Genomic DNA, 17,281 nt, shown 5'->3' with positions numbered 1-17,281 from the left:
ATGCAAAAAAAGGGGGAACACTAAAATGAATGCGATTACAATTGTTATCGGCTCGATTTGTATCCTTTTAATAGCCTATCGTTTGTATGGGACATTTATGGCGGCAAAGGTGTTGAAATTATCTAATGATAAACCAACACCAGCTGAAAAGCTTGAGGATGGTCAGGACTATGTGCCAACAAATAAATGGGTGGTATTTGGACACCATTTTGCAGCCATTGCTGCTGCAGGCCCATTGGTTGGTCCGATTTTGGCAGCTCAGTTTGGTTATTTACCCGGACTGATTTGGCTATTGGTTGGGGCAGTAATTGGAGGAGCAGTTCATGATACAGTTGTGCTCTTTGCCTCTATGCGCCGCGATGGTAAATCATTATCCGAGGTAGCAAAAGAAGAACTTGGGCCTGTAGCGGGATTCTGTACTGGATTGGCCATGCTATTCATTATCACAATTACGATGGCAGGTTTGTCATTGGTTGTACTTGGAGCACTTGAAAGAAACCCATGGGGTACATTTGCGGTAGGGATTACAATTCCGATTGCGATGTTAGTGGGAATCTATCATAAAAAGACAGGGAATTTAAAAGTCCCGACGACCGTTGGATTTATCTTAATTATGCTAGCAATTTTCTTTGGTCCACAAATTCAGGGAACATGGTTAGGCGATTTCTTAACGCTTGAAAAGAGCACTCTTGCTATTATTTTACCAGTCTATGCCTTTTTCGCTGCTGCACTTCCTGTTTGGTTATTGCTTGCACCACGTGATTATTTAAGTACATTCATGAAAATAGGAGTTTTCGCAGCACTTATTATTGGTGTATTTATCGTTAACCCTTCAGTTGAGTTTCCTGCTATTATTCCAGATTTCATTAACGGTGGAGGACCAATTGTGGCCGGCCCAGTATGGCCGTTTATTTCAATCACAATTGCCTGTGGTGCCATTTCAGGTTTCCATGCTTTTGTTGGTTCAGGTACGACTCCGAAAATGGTCAGCCGTTGGAGCGATATTAAAGGCATAGCCTTTGGTGCGATGTTAGTAGAATGTTTAGTGGCTATTATGGCATTGATTGCTGCAGTTGCTCTTCAGCCTGGTGATTATTTTGCGATAAACTCATCACCTGAGGTCTATTCAACATTAGGAATGGAAACAGTCCATTTAGATAGATTGGAAGAAGCAGTAGATATGGACCTTGAAGGAAGAACAGGTGGAGCCGTAACACTTGCTGTTGGTATGACGGAAATCTTCACCAGTGTACCATTCTTCCAACACTTAGCTTCCTATTTCTATCAATTCGTAATTCTGTTTGAGGCGGTATTTATTTTAACAGCGATTGATTCAGGAACCAGGGTTGCCAGATATCTCATCCAGGACTTCTTCGGAGACTTTATTAAACCTTTGAAACGAACAGATTCTCTTGGGGCTAACATTTTTGCCAGTGCATTAGCCTGCTTTATTTGGGGATATCTATTATTCTCTGGAGATATCAGTTCCGTCTGGGCACTGTTTGGAGTATCCAACCAGTTGATGGCGTCAATCGGATTGATTGTCGGAGCTACAGTTGTTTTGAAAATTGCAGAGAAACGCTGGTATATGCTGACATGCTTAGTCCCATTGGCGTATCTATATGTTACGGTTAATGTGGGTGGATTCTGGATGATTAAGAATGTCTATTTGAATCCGGATGCAGGTGGATATAATGTATTGAACGGTGTTCTATCCATTATCATGCTTGCGTTAGGTGTAGTGATTATGGTGGCTTCCATCATGAAATGGATTAATCTATCCAAAATACCACAAGCAGAATTGGTTAAACAGTCAGAGGAAGAACTGATGAAAACGATGTGAAAAATTAGCAGGTAAAGGGTCCGAATAAATGGTCTCTTTACCTGTTTTTTTATGTTTAAAAGCGAATTATTGAAGCTTAACGGAGAGGGATTTTAGGAAAGGAATGCCCGATAATGTAATAATCAGTTTTTCCTTTTTTCGTACATTTTTATGAATATAAAATAATACTTGATCGGATGTAATTTGATAATAATGATTCAGAGTTTTAGGTTTACCAGGCAATGCTACAAGTTCTTGAACACCGGGTCCGCAGCAGGCTTTAACATCCAACGTTTTAATGGTTACTTGATCTCCTTTTGATGAAATCCACTTTTTTGATTCTTCGTCCATTTCAATAATCATTTTTGGTGCCTCCTTCAAGTGAGGTATATTCTTAACTATAATGGATGGGATTTTAGTTTCCTATAAAAATGCATTATAATAGAGTGATATAAGCTTTTTATAGATTGTTGAAGAGAATACAACAGAATGGGATTGGTGGAGCCAATTTTTATATACACATATGCATGCAGTTCAGAGGAAGAACCTTTATGCAAAATGGAATTCAGGGCGTTGTTTGATATGAATCCTGATGATTTTGTTTTTAAAAGTACAAGAAAAGTCGATCCAAGCCGAAGTCCCTTTATTAGGGAAAGAATAGAAGTACTGACCGAAGGGGATAGTTTGGAGGCCCTTTATCACAAGGCAGACAAACTTTCCTTCCCGGATCAGACATTCAAAACAATCTTTGTGAAAACGAATGATCTAGAGGATAAAGTTAGCTTTAGTCAACGAAGAAAGATTGAACGGGAAATCGGATTAAAAATCCAGGGTGAAGCTGATTTGGAGAAGCCGGATATCGTTCTTGGCATCATTACTTGCGGCGGTAAATGGTATGTAGGTATTTATGAAAAAAATGAAGCGATCTGGTTGCATCATCAGAAGAAACCACGAGAGTATTCGACAGCTCTCAGTACTAGAATGGCAAGAGCAGTTGCTAATATCGCGGTTCCCAACCCTGTTGGTGTGAAAGCGATTGACCCATGCTGTGGAATTGGGAATGTATTGGTAGAAGCCTTGTCGATGGGGATTACGATATGTGGACGTGATATCAAGCCATTGCCAGCTATTGGCGCCAGAGAAAATGTAGCTCATTTTGGATATAGCTGTGATATTGCAATAGGGGCAATTGAGGAAGTTACCGACTATTACGATGCAGCTATTATTGATTTACCCTATAATTTATGCCATACAGCGAGCCCGGAGGAACAATTATCCATTTTAACGCATGCCAATCGCATTGCAGACAGAATTGTTGTTGTTACCGGGGAACGAATTGATGACATGATTAAGGAAGCTGGCTTAACTATACAGGATCGATGTCAAGCGAAGAAGATTGGGTTTACAAGAGAGATTTTGTTATGTAATTAGATTAATAAATAAAAAAGAGGGTGGCACCGATTTTGCCACCCTCTTATTCTATATACTTTTAAACATCTACACGCTTAATGAAGAAAGAGACTACCAGTCCGATTATGGAGGCAATTAACGCAAATAGAAAGGCGTTTTGCACACCGGCTGTCAAAGCTTCAGAGGCAGCAAGCGGATTATTGGGGTCAGCCGTAGCCAAATAGCTTGCCTGGCCAGCGGACATGATGCTGACAGCAATAGCCGTACCGATCGCTCCGGCAATTTGTTGAAGTGTATTCATGACCGCAGCTCCATCAGGGTAATACTGTCTTGGCAACTGGTTTAAGCCATTTGTTTGCGAAGGCATCATAAGCATGGCAACCCCAATAAACATACATGTGTGTAAGATGATAACTGTTAGTTGTGAAGTTTCAGTTGATATATTAGTAAATAAGTAAGTAAATATGGTTGTTAATATAAAACCTGGGATAACCAAATATTTTGGCCCGAAGGTATCAAATAATTTCCCCGTAATTGGTGACATAATTCCATTCACAATACCGCCAGGCAATAAGACAAGGCCGGCTGCAAAAGCTGACAATAACATTCCGCCCTTTAAGTACATAGGCAATAGGATTGATGAGGATAAGATGATCATCATACCCAAGAATACCATTAAAAGTCCAATAGAGAACATAGGGAACTTAAATACGCGTAAATTCAGCATTGGCTGTTCCATTTTAAACTGGCGGAATGAGAATAGGATTAGGCTGAGTACCCCAACAATGATCGGTAAAAGAACTGCTGGGTCGCTCCATGAGCCAGCACCCTCCCCGGCACTGCTGAAACCAAAGACGATTCCTCCAAAACCAATGGATGAAAGAATAATAGAAAGAATATCTATCTTGGGTTTTGTGATGGTTGATACATTTTGCATATAGATGAGACCATATACGAATGTAAAAATTAGCAAAGGTAAGCATAGCCAGAAAATTGATTGCCAACCCAGACTGTCTACGATTAATCCTGATAGGGTTGGACCAACAGCAGGTGCAAACATAATGACAAGCCCCATCATCCCCATAATTGTTCCGCGTCTATGAGGTGGGAAAATAACCAAAATAACATTTGTCATTAATGGAAGTAAGAGACCTGTTCCTATAGCCTGGATGACACGGGCTAGAAGGAGTATTTCAAAATTAGGTGCCAAAGCTCCTACTAATGTTCCTGCAATAGAAAAAATGAGGGAGGCACTGAATAGTTGTCTGGTAGTAAACCATTGAAGAAGCAATGCTGTTACAGGCACAAGAATACCAAGTACTAGTAAGTAGCCGGTTGTTAACCATTGAACGACATGTGGTTCAATGCGAAAGTCCTCCATAATATTGGTGAATGCCATATTTAAGGCAGTTTCACTAAAGAGTCCGATAAAAGCACCAATCATTATAGCAATCACGATTGGAAGTGGCTTAATCTGCTTATTTTCTAAGTTTGTAGCATGATTATTACTCAAATAATATTCCCCTTTCATTATGTATAATTACTAGACCAGTCTATATAATATGCTGATTAAGGATATACATCTTTGCTTATTTCTTTATTATATCGGGCAGACATTTAGAGATGTTTAGTAAAGGCTGTCCATTTAAATTGGTTAGCGACCGGGTGATGGCTCCTTCTATCATTGAATTAACCAATAGACTTAAACGGTGCGCTTTTTCTGGTTCAAAGCCATCTTGAAGCATTTTATCATAATAAAGTGTTTCCCAGCCTTCAAATGCTGCCTTGCACGCTTTGCGTAAAGGTTCGCTCATTAAGGAAGTTTCCGCTGCCAATAATCCAATTGGTAAACCTTCAAAAAGGTCATTTTCATTGAAATGTTGAGCGATTTTTTTAATATGATATTGGAATGCCTCTAAGGCATGATCATACTGATTCATGGCCAGCTTAATATCATTTTCAATTTGAACGGCCATTTTATTGACTGCTTCTACGGCCAGTTGTTCTTTACCATCAGGGAAGTGATAATATAAAGACCCTTTAGGGGCACCGCTTTCCTTCAGAATTTGATTTAAGCCTGTTGCATGATATCCCTGTATGTTGAAAAGGCGAGTAGCAGCCTCTAAAATTTTTTGACGCGAGTCCATTTTTGCACTCACATGAAATCCCTCTTTTCAAGTATAATGACTGGTCTATATAAATGAGTGACTGTTTCATTCTATAAGATGGCTGTATTTTATGTCAATCATTCGTTGCAGGTATATTTTTTCGAGAGTAGATAGATTAGAAAGGGTGGTTGAGGTTATAAATTGGTTCTTCCAATGAAAAGAGATGAGTAGATGGGGTTGTAATAGAAATGGTCCCTTAAGGCTAAGGGACCAATAACTTTAAGCAGCTAATAGCTGTTTCTTGATTAATATTTCTCGATCGGCAGCATAAACAGGGCGATAGCCGTTTGTAATTAGGTTTTTAATATAGATTTTATTATAGATAAAGGCGAAAACGCCGCTTGTTAGCAATGCGCCTAATCCAAATAGAAAAAGATTGATTGTGATGGATATACCAAGCATAATAATCGCCCATTTATAGTCTTTGCGAAATAAAGCAGGGAATATTCCAAAAAAGAGAGTAGTCCAACTGAAGCCAAGCTTGACCTCTTTTATAATGCCATCCTTGTTTATTAGAGATATTTTCATACAATCACTCCTGGTTCATATAGTTCCATCATAAAAGAATTTTTAAAATGAATACATGGTAGTTTATAGAAGCATGTGTATGGTATGCAGGTAATTTGAGTAATAGAGAAATATCTATTATATAGGATTAAGGGACGAACAGAATGAGGGGAATGGTAGGCATAGGAGCTCTTACTTTGGCAAACTTATAATAAGAAAAACGGACAGCGACTAGAACTCGCTGTCCGTTTCGTATAGCTGTATCGATTTTTACCAATCCCAAAGCAAGACGAACATGGAACCGAAGATGGTAACTAGGGCTACAAATAATGCATAAAGGATATTGGTATAGAGTGTTCTTCTTTCCTTGGATTCATTAATATGCATGAACAGGAATATCTGCAAACTTGCTTGTAAGCCAGCTGTGATAAGCAAAATAGCCATTTTAAATCCAAATGATATCTCCAGGAAAAGAACTAATAATGCTGCCACTGTTAGAGCGATGGATGATAAAAATCCTATGATATGCTCTTTAGGGAATAACTTAGCCATTTTACATCAGTCCTTTCAGGTAGACGAAGCTGAAGATGAAAATCCAAACAACGTCCAGGAAGTGCCAGTACAGTGAAAAAATAAATGCTTTATTGGCAGTAAGGTGATTAATTCCGCGTCTGCTCACTTGAATCAGAATAGCGATTCCCCATAGAATTCCTCCGGTTACGTGGGCTCCGTGTGTTCCAAGCAATGTAAGTAATGCAGAAGTGAAGCCGCTTGTTTGGATGGAAGCTCCTTCGTGTACATAATGGAAGAACTCATAAATTTCAATGCCTAGGAAGGCTAATCCAAGGATAAGCGTAATCGAGAACATAACCATCATTGCTTTTTTCATGCCCATCCGCATAGCGTGAATCGCGATCCCAATCGTAAAACTACTTGCCAAAAGAATAAAGGTTTCAGCTAAAACCCCACCAAGAGCGAAGATATCGCTCCCGGAAGGCCCATCACCTGTACGATTTTCCAGTACAAAGTAGACAGTAAACAGTGTAGCGAATAATACGATCTCTGCTCCAAGGAAAATCCAGAAGCCCAGTATCTTAAGCTGATTTTGTTCAGTACTATATTCCAATGGTTGAGAGGCATCTAATTTCATTCTGTTTCACCTCGCAATTTTCTTTCTTCTTCTTCAATTTCTTTCACAGATATATGGAACCCATGATCATCATTGAAGGAACGTACAAACATCAAATAGATAATTGGAACCGCAGCGATAATGGCTGGAATCCACATACTAAATACCATAAAGAATCCCCAGAAGAAGAAGGCCACTGCCATTAGAAACGGTTTAAAGTCACTGCTAGGCATGTGTATTTCTTCGATTTTTCGTGTGAACAGATTATGTGTACCTTTTTTGTGATCCCACCAGGAATCTACAGAATCCACTTCAGGAGTAATGGCAAAGTTATAGGCTGGAACAGGTGTTTTCGTTGCCCATTCCAATGTACGGCCACCCCATGGATCTGAGTCTCCTTTTAGTCTTGGAGCATAACGGAAGCTCCAGTAGAAGCTATAAACGAGAACGATGAATCCAATTGCTAAACCTACAGCACCTAATGATGCGATAAGGTTCAATGGTCCATACCCAGTTTCTTCAGAGTACGTATACATTCTTCGGTTCATCCCTTTAAGTCCCAATGCGAATAGAGGCAGGAATGTGACATTGAATGAAATAGAAATAATCCAGAATGCGATTTTTCCTAATTTCTCGTCTAATTTGAATCCAAAGATTTTAGGGAACCAGAAATACATACCCGCCAGTACCCCAAACACTGTACCCGGTATTAAAACATAGTGGAAATGGGCTACCAAGAACATTGTATTATGATATTGATAATCCGCACTTGCCATCGCTAGCATAACCCCTGTGACTCCACCAAAGGTGAAGATTGGTATGAATGCCAGGGCATACAGCATTGGCGTGGTAATTTCAATTTTTCCTTTATACATCGTAAGGAGCCAGTTAAATATCTTAACTCCTGTAGGTACAGCGATTAACATCGTAGTAATCGAGAAGAAGCTGTTTGCCATGGCACCTTGACCCATCGTATAGAAATGGTGAACCCATACAGTAAAGGATAGGGCAGAGATGGCAAGCATACTGAACACCATTGATTTGTATCCATACAGATTTTTTCTCGCGAATGTTGAAATAACCTCACTGAATATACCAAAGGCAGGAAGAATAACGATATATACTTCAGGATGGCCCCATACCCAGAACAGGTTAGCCCAAAGCATATCCATTCCGCCATCTTGCATAGTGAAAAATTGTGTACCAAACAAACGGTCAAACATCATTAAGGCAAGAGCTACTGTTAAAACAGGGAAAGCAAAAACGATAATGATGCTAGTGATTAAAATAGACCATGTGAACATTGGCATTTTCCATAGAGTCATACCAGGTGCTCTCATTTTTAAAATGGTAACGATAAAATTAACACCCGTTAGCAGCGTCCCAATACCGGCAATCTGAATCGCAATACTGTAGTAGTTATTCCCCACAGTAGGGCTGAATTCTATACCTGCAAGCGGGAAGTAGGCTGACCATCCGGCATCCGGTGATCCACCAATAACGAACGAGATATTAAATAGCATTGCTCCGGCAAAGAATAACCAGAAGCTGATAGCATTTAAATAAGGGAAAGCAACGTCACGCGCCCCAATTTGAAGAGGCACAACAATATTCATTAATCCAATGATAAATGGCATTGCCATAAATAAAATCATAACCACGCCATGCGTTGTAAAGATTTCGTTATAATGCTGTGCATCAAGCAGTCCGTTTTCAGGCTTAGCTAACTGTCCACGCATTAATAAACCATCAACACCGCCGCGGAATAACATAACTAAAGCACAGAGAATATACATGACCCCAATACGTTTATGATCAACAGTGGTAAGCCATTCATCTTTAAGCCAGCGCCATTTCTTAAAATAAGTCAGGCCGATAACGATAGCCAGCGATACAGCGACAATACTTACCATTGCGCCATAGATTAACGGGCCACCATGTACTATAAATTTATCCCAATCCAAGGTTGTAACTCCTTTCTTATGAAAGCTTTAATTTTAATGATTTGAATGATCTTCGTGCTCGGAATTACCTTTTTCTGTATCTTCATCAAACGTGTTGTCTGCTTCATCGCTCTCGTTTGATGAAGATGGTTCAGAACCATGATGATGTCCTTCCGGTGGAGGGCTGAAATCCAAGTGAGTAGAAGAATATGATTGTCTGCCGACGTGTGCTGTATCAAGCAGTTTTTCAAATTTTTCTTCTGTTAACTTATCTTCATTTGCTTTTACATCACTAACCCATTCTTCGAAATCATCTGGAGTCATAGACAGTGCTTCAAAATCCATATGGGCGTAGCCTTCACCACTGAAGTTTGCATTTCTTCCCATCATGGAAGCTGGTGTTTCAGCTACAAAATTTAATTTTGTTACCATGTCACTCATGGCGTATTTTTGACCACCGAGCTGTGGAATCCAGAAGCTTGTAATTGGTCCATAAGAATATAGACGGAATTCTACTACTCTATTAGTTGGAATGTTTACATAGTTAACCGTTTCAATACCTTGCTCTGGATAACTGAAATGCCATTTCCAGTTTGAAGAAGCTGCGTAGATAACCAATGGTTTTTGATCTTCATAGCCTTTTGGCTTTCCTTCTACTTCAAATGTAGTTTTAACTGTGACTACAGCTAAAACGGCTACAATAATAATTGGTATGACTGTCCATGTTATTTCAAGCGCCTTGCTGCCTTCCATATGTGGAGGCTCGTAATCTTTTGGAGCTTTGGATGCTCGGTATTTATATAAAATAACGATAAAAAGTACATATACTACAAGCACAACAGCTGCCATTAAAGCCATTGAGAAAAGAATGGCATTGGATTGTGTTTTTGCGACAGGACCATTTGTGTCGAATACAACCCAGTCACATCCCGCTAACATAAGAATAGACGCCATCATGGAACTCAAAAGTGCCCATTTTTTATTCATATTTTTCCCCTTCCTAATGTAATAAGTAAATTCAAGCTATGTAAGGGAAATTCAGTAAATCTGCACACCTTGATAGTTATAATTTCCCTTTCTTGCTGCTATTTAGGTATAATTCTTCCTTTTTCCATAGCCCCTGATTTTCAATATAATAACTGAATTTCAAAATTACAAATATATGAAACTAAAAGAAGACATGGAAATCTTCAATTTTGACAAAGTTGTGAACAAATTAACAATTAATTATATTCTTAGAATTTATTGTAAAATTGTCACTTTAAAGTAGCATTTTTATGTGAATACTAGGATGTGAAATCTGAAAACGCCTATTATATAGAAAAAGGGTTTCGATCAGTATCAAAAAGGCTTAAACTTATGAGTAATCTAGATAAGTGAAACGGAGTTATACAATGAACGAAAAAGATTATGATGAGTTATTACATATAAAAACAGTCGGTAATCAAACTGGATTTTATAATTCTATGCATTATCACCGATATGAGCCGACTCCGTATTGGATTTTAGAAAAGTTATTGGATGAGTATGACCTTAATAGGGATGATCATATGGTCGATTTTGGATGCGGAAAGGGGAGACTAAATTTCTTTCTTCATTACAAGACAGGGGCGTTTGTAAGTGGGGTAGAAATGAATGAACAATTTATTAATGAAGCTGAGGAAAATCTCAAGAACTATAATTACAAGGGGAAAGACCGAATTCAATTTCACTGTTGTCTGGCAGAGGAGTTTCAAATTCAACCAACTTATAATAGGTTTTATTTCTTTAATCCTTTTACGATACAAATATTCCGCCAGGTTCTAACGAACATTCTGTTGTCCGTTGAAGAAACATATCGCGAGGTACACCTAATATTATATTATCCATCTGAGGATTATATATATTTTCTTGAAAATCAATCTGTGTTTGAACTACACAAAGAGATTGTTCTAAATGAAACGAATCCGTTTGAGAGAATACTGATCTACCGGCTAGCTTATTAAATTGAAAAAGGCGTTCCCATTGGAATGCCTTTTTTCGTATAAAATATCAGAAGGTTTATGGAGTAGTGGTAGATTCAGTAATATAAACAACCAATTTGTAGCTCTTTAGGGCAAACAGCCGGATACCTATCATTAATTTGGGCCTGGCCTTTTTTCTGTTTTTTCTTCATATGGTTCCACATGAACATGGACACGATAGACTCCATGATCCTTCATTAAATCCTTTTCTACAAGAGTAGCAATATCATGGGCTTCTTTAATATTTAACGTGTTGTCTACCAAAATAATGATATCAATGACTTCATTATTTCCGTAATTTCGTCCCATAATTTTTTTAATTCCTTTAACCCCTTCTATTTGGTCAATGGAATTTTGATAGATTTTAATCTTAGACTCATCAAAGCCATCTGATAAGTAATGGGATGCTTCTCTAAAAATATCCCAGGCTGTTTTGCAAATCAATAACCCTACGAGTATGGCAGTAATTGTATCGAGGAAAGGCATATTTAGCTGGGAGCCGAATATGCCAATTGCTGCTCCAATACTGACATACGCATCAGAAATATTGTCTTTGGCAGCAGCTTTTACGGAATGGCTGTTGATTCTTTTGGCTAGCTTTATATTATAGCGATAGACGAAGTACATGACGAGGGCGGAAAAAATCGCCGTGTATGCTGCCGTTATATCAGGTATATTTTTTTCCCTGCTTAAAATGGATTGGAATCCATCCGTTAGAACTTGGATACCTACTGTCATCATGATAAAAGAAGATAGGAGAGAGGCAATCGATTCACTTTTCCAGTGCCCATATGCATGATCGCTATCGGGAGGCCGCTGAGAAACTTTTAAACCAATTAATACAGCTACTGAGGCAATGATGTCAGTTATATTGTTCAGCCCATCTGCACGTAATGCTTCAGACTCACTTATATATCCAACAATCAGCTTTAATATGGAAAGAAATAAGTATGCAACAATACTTAGGATTGCTCCGCGTTCACCTAATTTAAGGTCCCTGTATTTTTGTTTCTCCAAAAAGGTCACCTCAAGTTCTTTATTGAATTCATCATTACTTATTAGTATAGAATAAAATTCATAAAAAAGAGCGTTCCAATTAATTAATCATTTGGAATACTCTTGTTTTTTATTTCCTAATTAATTCACGCTGGTGCAGTTCATTTCCAAATCTTTAATGAATGCCATCCCTGCGTTTGATAATGAATGGTTGCCAGTTGATGAGAACTGACTATACGCACATGGATCAGATAGTAAATGGACTGAGGAAAGGATTGAAAATCGTTATTTGGAAATGTTTTATCCATCTGAACAAAAATGGCGTGATAAAGCAATTGATGATTATGAGTAAGGTCTAACGGGAATATTGACTAACCGTCAAGTAATACAATAGATTTGAATTATGAGTCTACACCGAAGATACAGCATCCTATTGATAAATCAAATATCGGGGGTATTAAGGCGTATGAATCCATTTATGAAAGCCGCTGTTGAAGAAGCGTATGAAGGAATTAAACAAGGGCATGGCGGACCTTTCGGAGCTGTCATTGTCAAGGATGGTAAAATCATTGGAAAGGGCCATAATATGGTGGTTAAGGAGCTTGATCCAACCATGCATGGAGAAATAGTTGCGATTAAGGAAGCATGCCTTCATGAAAATCATTATGACCTATCCGGAGCAGAGCTTTATACAACGGCTGAGCCTTGTCCTATGTGCTTAGGGGCCATCCTTTGGGCAGGTATCACGACTGTTTATTATGGATGTGATCGATTGGATACAGATAAAATAGGGTTTAGAGATGATGTCTTTTATAAAATGATTGATGGGAAGCGTTCATATGATTTACAGCGAGTTGATCATGAAGAATGTAAGGGATTATTCAAGGCCTATCAAGCAATCGAGAATAGAGTTATATATTAATAGCGATTCGGAAACTGAATAAATTTTTTAATCAAGACCTGATGTAATACCGTCCAGTCCAATCTAATCATAAAGGAGAATAAACATGTCCAATAGTTCTCATGTTATCCCAACTAATGATTTCAGAAAAATCTTAATGGGACGCCGTTCCATAAAAAGTTACGATCCTATGGTTAAAATCAGTCATAAAGAGATGACAGCAATATTCAGTGAAGCAACCAGCGCACCATCTTCAACGAATCTACAGCCTTGATTTTTTCTTGTTATAGAAAGCGATGAGGCAAAAGCAAAATTGATGGATATTGCCTCACCGACCAATCATAAAAAAATTGATACATCAGCGGTGACGATTGCAATTTTTGGCGACTTGCACAATACATTAAAAGCTGATGAGATTTATAGCGCAAATGTAGAGCTTGGGTATATGCCTGCTGAATATAAAGAACGCCAGCTTGAAGGTGTTTTAGGATGGATTGCTTCACTAACTGAACAGGATCGCAGAGATATCGTCATGACCGACTGCGGCCATGTAGCTATGCAATTGATGCTTGTGGCTCGTGCTCACGGATATGATACCAATCCTATTGCGGGATTCGATAAAACCCGTATTAATGATGTGTTTGGATTGGATCAAGAACGACATGCTCCGGTCATGATTATGACCATGGGTAAGGCGGCTGGTAATGGATTCCCGACTATGCGTCTTGCAGTAGACAAAGTTGTCGAATGGAAATAAAGAGGTCACAAATGAATGTGATATGGTAGGGGCAGGTAACAACCTGCTCCTTTTCAATTGACTATGATAAAGGGATTTTCTGCGACAGTCTCCTGTATATATAAGTAACTGTCACGACTCTTTAAAGTAGTTAGTTAACCTTTAAGGATTTGATTGTAAAGTTTATGGTGTCGCTTACGAGATGTCTACTATATAGAAATTACCCTGCTATATTCAACGAACAAGTCAGAAGAACAGAGATGGAGAAAACAATTTGTTTTCTCCATTTGTTCTATAAAAGTACTGTATAGGAAACTCCATCTATTTAAATTCCCCATACCATAGACTGCAATATGGGTATACTCAACATTATTTAAAAATAACTGCAATGCTTGTAACATACCTGTAGTAACAGTAATGAATCCTCTATTATTAAATACCTGTCAATAATTATTTTATAGGATAAAAGTGGGGATTTTACAAAAAGAGGGACTTGATATCCGGAATATGGAAAAAAGAGAGATTTAAGCAGGACTGTTGATATATCAATATATTAAGTTAGGTCCGCGCTATGTGAGAAGGATGTCTATTATCCTATCTCGAGCTGTCTGGTAGTTTATGGTTCAAATGTTACAAAAAACTCATGTTACGATGTCTTTGTCGATTAAACAAATATCATGACAGGAGGAGATTTACCAATGAAACATAAACTTATCGTTACAATTGCAGCAGCCGCAGCGCTTTCCATTACAGCTATAACAGGAGCGGAGGCAGCCAGTGTATCTTCTAAACCGAATACAACAACTTCATATAAAGTGATGATCAGCGGAGGCATTATTAAATTCCCATGGGGATCTGTTCAACTTCCAACTATTGATAAACCAAGTCAGGATACGGATTCTGGTTCAAACAATGCCGTGGAACAAAATAAACCAAGTACGGATGCTCCAACTGTGGAAGAAGATAATTCTGATTCCAATGATACAGAATCAAACGATTATGAAGTAAGTGCATATGAGCAGGAAGTACTAGAACTTACTAACGCGGAACGTGAAAAACAAGGCTTAAAACCTTTAACACTAGATACAGAGCTAAGTAAAGTAGCGCGTATCAAATCAGAGGATATGCAGAAGAATAACTATTTCAGTCATACAAGCCCAACTTACGGATCTCCATTTGATATGATGAAACAATTTGGCATTTCTTATAGAGCGGCAGCTGAAAATATTGCTATGGGTCAACGCACGCCAGAAGAAGTAGTAAATGCGTGGATGAATAGTGACGGTCATAGAAAAAATATCTTAAGCTCCAGCTATACACATATCGGAATTGGTTATGTGGAGAACGGCAACTACTGGACACAAATGTTTATAGGCAAATAAGAGAGTACTATAAATATAGATTTTATATAGACTGTCCCAAAAGGAAGTGAAAACTTATCTTTTGGGACATTTTTTTATTAGCATTAATGAATGTTCCAAGCTAGAAAGCCTTTTCCTGTGTTTTTTTCCTGGCAGCATAGTATGTTATACTGTGATTTAATATTCTGGTATAGCAATTTATAGGTAAGGAAGGGAAGCTATGAAGCAGCTGATCATATCAAAAACATTGATATTTATCTTTGTTATCCTTTTTGTGACAGGCTTTGAGGCTGTGTTTGGGCAGCATAATGTTTTGATTGGGGTCACGACTGTGGTTGCTCTGCTCATGTATTTAGAGAGGGATTTTACTGTATCCCCATGGAAGAGTTTCATGCTGATTTTGGCAGTCAATTTGTCCCAAGGAATATTTGGTCAACTGGCCTTGATCAATCCCTGGGTAGGAATTTTAGTAAACTTTATCGCTATGTTTATTGTAGGATACTTTTTCACATCTAACATAAAAGGACCTATCCATATTGCGGTTGGTTTGCAATATTTATTCATTTTGACCGATCCAGTTCCGTTGGAGGAATTCCCATTGAGACTAATGTCTCTGGTTGCAGGGGCTTTGATTATCATGATGGTACAATGGGTATTTAATAGAAGGAAATTATCTAAAAGGGGCAATCATTATTTCTTGCAGGTATGTAGCCATTTGCAAGAAAAGTTAAATCGTATTCGAGATAACCAGCCTGATCAAGAGTTGGATTCCATCATTCTGTCTGATATCAACGAGTTCAGGAAGGTGATTTATTTTCGGAGTGTCAAGGGTTATTATCTGACTCACGAAGGCAGAGTTCGTTTGAAGATTTCGGTCTGTCTTGAAAAACTGCATTTGATGTTAAACCGCAAAGCTGCAAGTGACTACCCAGAGGATGTCTTGGATGCTCTGAATTTTGAATTGAGACAGATGAGGGATTACGCCAATAAAGGGTCAAGCTTATCTGATGATTCATTGAATAATCTAAACATAGCGCTTAACAAACATGAATCCGCATACATAGTCGAAATGATTAGTACGTTGAAATTATTGCGTGAATTATTGAGGTACCTTCATACCAGTGAATCATCTGAACTGAACAAGGTTGAGAGTGTGGTAGAGATTCCTAGAGGCTACCGGAATACCTATCAATTTTTAAAGGACATTAATCGACATTCAGCTCGTTTCACATATGCACTGCGATTGGGTATCACTATTGCAGCTGTTGCTTTAATCGTTGATTATTTTAACATCAATGAAGGACGCTGGATTTTATTTACTATATTTTCTGTGACGCAACCTTATTATGAGACAGCTAAATATCGCTTCAAGGAACGCGTGATCGGCACTTTAATGGGAGCGGCTATCTTTGTACTATTATTTAGTATTTTTCATGAAACGACTATACGCTCCTTCCTGGTCTTGCTGGTTGGGTATTTGAATGGCTATGCGGTGAAGTATAGAAATGTCGTATTGACTGTCACGATATCTGCTCTTGGAACAGCTGCTCTCACGGGCGACCCGACGCTCCTGTCACTGAGAAGAGTTATGCTTGTACTGATAGGGATAGGTATTGGTATGCTTGCAAATCGTTTATTACTTCCACATACGCTGGAAAAGGGTACAAGAGATTTGATGAAAAGCTACAAACAAGTATCCAAGGAATTGCAGCATGAAGTGTCCGCTTATTTAAACCAAAGAAATAATGCACATACAATCAATCATTTATTTGCCGTTTCCGCTTTAATAGAGGAAAGAATACTTTTAAATAATCAAATGCTGCAGCTTGAAGAAATGGAAAACTTTCTATCATCTCAGCGCCGTTTGAATCATGCCATTTATGATATGTTCTTGCGGATGCAAAGGGAGGATGTAGATGTCCATCTGATGAGAGAAATATTAGTAAAGCTCGATTCGATTCTGGCTTTAGAAGGGGATTGTGTAAATGAGCAGGCTGGTCAATTATATGACAGACTTCAGCTTTCTAATTCCCTGGAAGAATACGTGTTGTTAAAGGACGCACTGCGAATATTAAAAGGATTTAGAAAGCAGGCTTACTTCAAATAGAACTTCTATATTAAATATTGCGATATCCTAAAAATAAAAATGAAAGGGCATACAAGCTCAACTTTTCTTATTTAAATTGCTGAGGAACAAGAAGAAGCGCGAGATGTATGCTCTTAAATGGTAGAGAAAAAGTTCTACTTAAACTAATGAAAAATAATAGAAAGATAAGCTTCACATAATTCATTTTATGAGGTGGGA

The 17,281-nt window shown here is 38.3% G+C and carries 15 protein-coding genes and 1 pseudogene; 7 read left to right on the top strand and 9 right to left on the bottom strand.

The window, feature by feature from the left end; translation table 11 throughout:
* The first annotated feature begins 25 nt into the window (after nt 1–25).
* Nucleotides 26–1,843: a carbon starvation CstA family protein gene (locus tag FHY45_RS17915; RefSeq protein WP_139892710.1), complete on the top strand. Its 1,818-nt coding sequence runs from the start codon at nt 26–28 to the stop codon at nt 1,841–1,843.
* 66 nt (nt 1,844–1,909) lie between these two features.
* On the opposite strand, the gene FHY45_RS17910 is transcribed toward FHY45_RS17915, so the two are convergent.
* On the bottom strand, nt 1,910–2,185 hold the full coding sequence (locus FHY45_RS17910; protein ID WP_139892709.1) for a CC/Se motif family (seleno)protein: 276 nt from the start codon (nt 2,183–2,185) through the stop codon (nt 1,910–1,912).
* A 126-nt stretch (nt 2,186–2,311) separates the two neighbouring features.
* Here FHY45_RS17910 and FHY45_RS17905 point away from each other — a divergent pair, with 126 nt between their 5' ends.
* Nucleotides 2,312–3,253, top strand: coding sequence for a TRM11 family SAM-dependent methyltransferase (locus FHY45_RS17905; protein WP_139892708.1), 942 nt, complete (start codon nt 2,312–2,314; stop codon nt 3,251–3,253).
* 58 nt (nt 3,254–3,311) lie between these two features.
* Here the strand turns inward: FHY45_RS17905 and FHY45_RS17900 are convergent, their stop codons facing one another.
* The 7 genes from FHY45_RS17900 to qoxA form a co-directional block, all read right to left on the bottom strand.
* Nucleotides 3,312–4,745 carry a DHA2 family efflux MFS transporter permease subunit gene (locus tag FHY45_RS17900; RefSeq protein WP_257469177.1) on the bottom strand — a complete coding sequence of 478 codons (1,434 nt, stop codon included), beginning with the start codon at nt 4,743–4,745 and terminating at the stop codon, nt 3,312–3,314.
* A gap of 76 nt (nt 4,746–4,821) precedes the next feature.
* Complete coding sequence (locus tag FHY45_RS17895; protein WP_151675545.1) at nt 4,822–5,379, bottom strand: TetR/AcrR family transcriptional regulator; 558 nt, start codon at nt 5,377–5,379, stop codon at nt 4,822–4,824.
* A 240-nt stretch (nt 5,380–5,619) separates the two neighbouring features.
* Nucleotides 5,620–5,928, bottom strand: a complete 309-nt coding sequence (locus FHY45_RS17890; protein WP_066108154.1) for a hypothetical protein — start codon at nt 5,926–5,928, stop codon at nt 5,620–5,622.
* A gap of 249 nt (nt 5,929–6,177) precedes the next feature.
* Nucleotides 6,178–6,459 (bottom strand): cytochrome aa3 quinol oxidase subunit IV, encoded by a 282-nt coding sequence (gene qoxD / locus FHY45_RS17885; RefSeq protein ID WP_066108151.1) that lies wholly within the window; start codon nt 6,457–6,459, stop codon nt 6,178–6,180.
* A 1-nt stretch (nt 6,460) separates the two neighbouring features.
* A complete protein-coding gene (gene qoxC, locus FHY45_RS17880; protein WP_139892705.1) occupies nt 6,461–7,057 on the bottom strand; it encodes a cytochrome aa3 quinol oxidase subunit III in 597 nt (198 codons plus the stop codon).
* Nucleotides 7,054–9,000, bottom strand: coding sequence for a cytochrome aa3 quinol oxidase subunit I (qoxB, locus tag FHY45_RS17875; protein ID WP_066108144.1), 1,947 nt, complete (start codon nt 8,998–9,000; stop codon nt 7,054–7,056). Before qoxB ends, qoxC begins: the two co-directional genes overlap by 4 nt.
* A gap of 33 nt (nt 9,001–9,033) precedes the next feature.
* Complete coding sequence (gene qoxA / locus FHY45_RS17870) at nt 9,034–9,966, bottom strand: cytochrome aa3 quinol oxidase subunit II (protein WP_139892704.1); 933 nt, start codon at nt 9,964–9,966, stop codon at nt 9,034–9,036.
* A 407-nt stretch (nt 9,967–10,373) separates the two neighbouring features.
* Between qoxA and FHY45_RS17865 the strand changes: the two genes are divergently transcribed.
* Nucleotides 10,374–10,964: a methyltransferase domain-containing protein gene (locus FHY45_RS17865; RefSeq protein ID WP_139892703.1), complete on the top strand. Its 591-nt coding sequence runs from the start codon at nt 10,374–10,376 to the stop codon at nt 10,962–10,964.
* A gap of 132 nt (nt 10,965–11,096) precedes the next feature.
* On the opposite strand, the gene FHY45_RS17860 is transcribed toward FHY45_RS17865, so the two are convergent.
* Entirely contained in the window at nt 11,097–11,999 is a 903-nt protein-coding gene (locus tag FHY45_RS17860) for a cation diffusion facilitator family transporter (protein WP_139892702.1), read from the bottom strand.
* Between the two features lie 445 nt (nt 12,000–12,444).
* On the opposite strand from FHY45_RS17860, the gene FHY45_RS17855 reads away from it, so the two are divergent.
* The 4 genes and pseudogenes from FHY45_RS17855 to FHY45_RS17840 all read left to right on the top strand — a co-directional run bounded on the left by FHY45_RS17855 (nt 12,445) and on the right by FHY45_RS17840 (nt 17,083).
* A complete protein-coding gene (locus FHY45_RS17855) occupies nt 12,445–12,900 on the top strand; it encodes a nucleoside deaminase (protein WP_066108129.1) in 456 nt (151 codons plus the stop codon).
* Nucleotides 12,901–12,985: 85 nt separating this feature from the next.
* Nucleotides 12,986–13,636: pseudogene (locus tag FHY45_RS17850) on the top strand (nitroreductase family protein).
* 677 nt (nt 13,637–14,313) lie between these two features.
* Entirely contained in the window at nt 14,314–14,997 is a 684-nt protein-coding gene (locus FHY45_RS17845; protein WP_066108126.1) for a CAP domain-containing protein, read from the top strand.
* A gap of 199 nt (nt 14,998–15,196) precedes the next feature.
* Nucleotides 15,197–17,083, top strand: coding sequence for an FUSC family protein (locus FHY45_RS17840; protein WP_139892701.1), 1,887 nt, complete (start codon nt 15,197–15,199; stop codon nt 17,081–17,083).
* The last annotated feature ends 198 nt before the right edge of the window (nt 17,084–17,281 follow it).

It is taken from the genome of Bacillus sp. D386 (assembly GCF_006346415.1).
Note: the sequence above shows the minus strand (reverse complement) of the source record. Positions and strands in the feature narration are given on the sequence as shown.

Coding starts and splice junctions, on each gene's coding strand:
- FHY45_RS17915 (WP_139892710.1), top strand. CDS start 26: ATGAATGCGATTACAATTGTTATCGGCTCGATTTGTATCCTTTTAATA.
- FHY45_RS17910 (WP_139892709.1), bottom strand. CDS start 2,185: ATGATTATTGAAATGGACGAAGAATCAAAAAAGTGGATTTCATCAAAA.
- FHY45_RS17905 (WP_139892708.1), top strand. CDS start 2,312: ATGGGATTGGTGGAGCCAATTTTTATATACACATATGCATGCAGTTCA.
- FHY45_RS17895 (WP_151675545.1), bottom strand. CDS start 5,379: ATGGACTCGCGTCAAAAAATTTTAGAGGCTGCTACTCGCCTTTTCAAC.
- FHY45_RS17890 (WP_066108154.1), bottom strand. CDS start 5,928: ATGAAAATATCTCTAATAAACAAGGATGGCATTATAAAAGAGGTCAAG.
- qoxD (WP_066108151.1), bottom strand. CDS start 6,459: ATGGCTAAGTTATTCCCTAAAGAGCATATCATAGGATTTTTATCATCC.
- qoxC (WP_139892705.1), bottom strand. CDS start 7,057: ATGAAATTAGATGCCTCTCAACCATTGGAATATAGTACTGAACAAAAT.
- qoxA (WP_139892704.1), bottom strand. CDS start 9,966: ATGAATAAAAAATGGGCACTTTTGAGTTCCATGATGGCGTCTATTCTT.
- FHY45_RS17865 (WP_139892703.1), top strand. CDS start 10,374: ATGAACGAAAAAGATTATGATGAGTTATTACATATAAAAACAGTCGGT.
- FHY45_RS17855 (WP_066108129.1), top strand. CDS start 12,445: ATGAATCCATTTATGAAAGCCGCTGTTGAAGAAGCGTATGAAGGAATT.
- FHY45_RS17845 (WP_066108126.1), top strand. CDS start 14,314: ATGAAACATAAACTTATCGTTACAATTGCAGCAGCCGCAGCGCTTTCC.
- FHY45_RS17840 (WP_139892701.1), top strand. CDS start 15,197: ATGAAGCAGCTGATCATATCAAAAACATTGATATTTATCTTTGTTATC.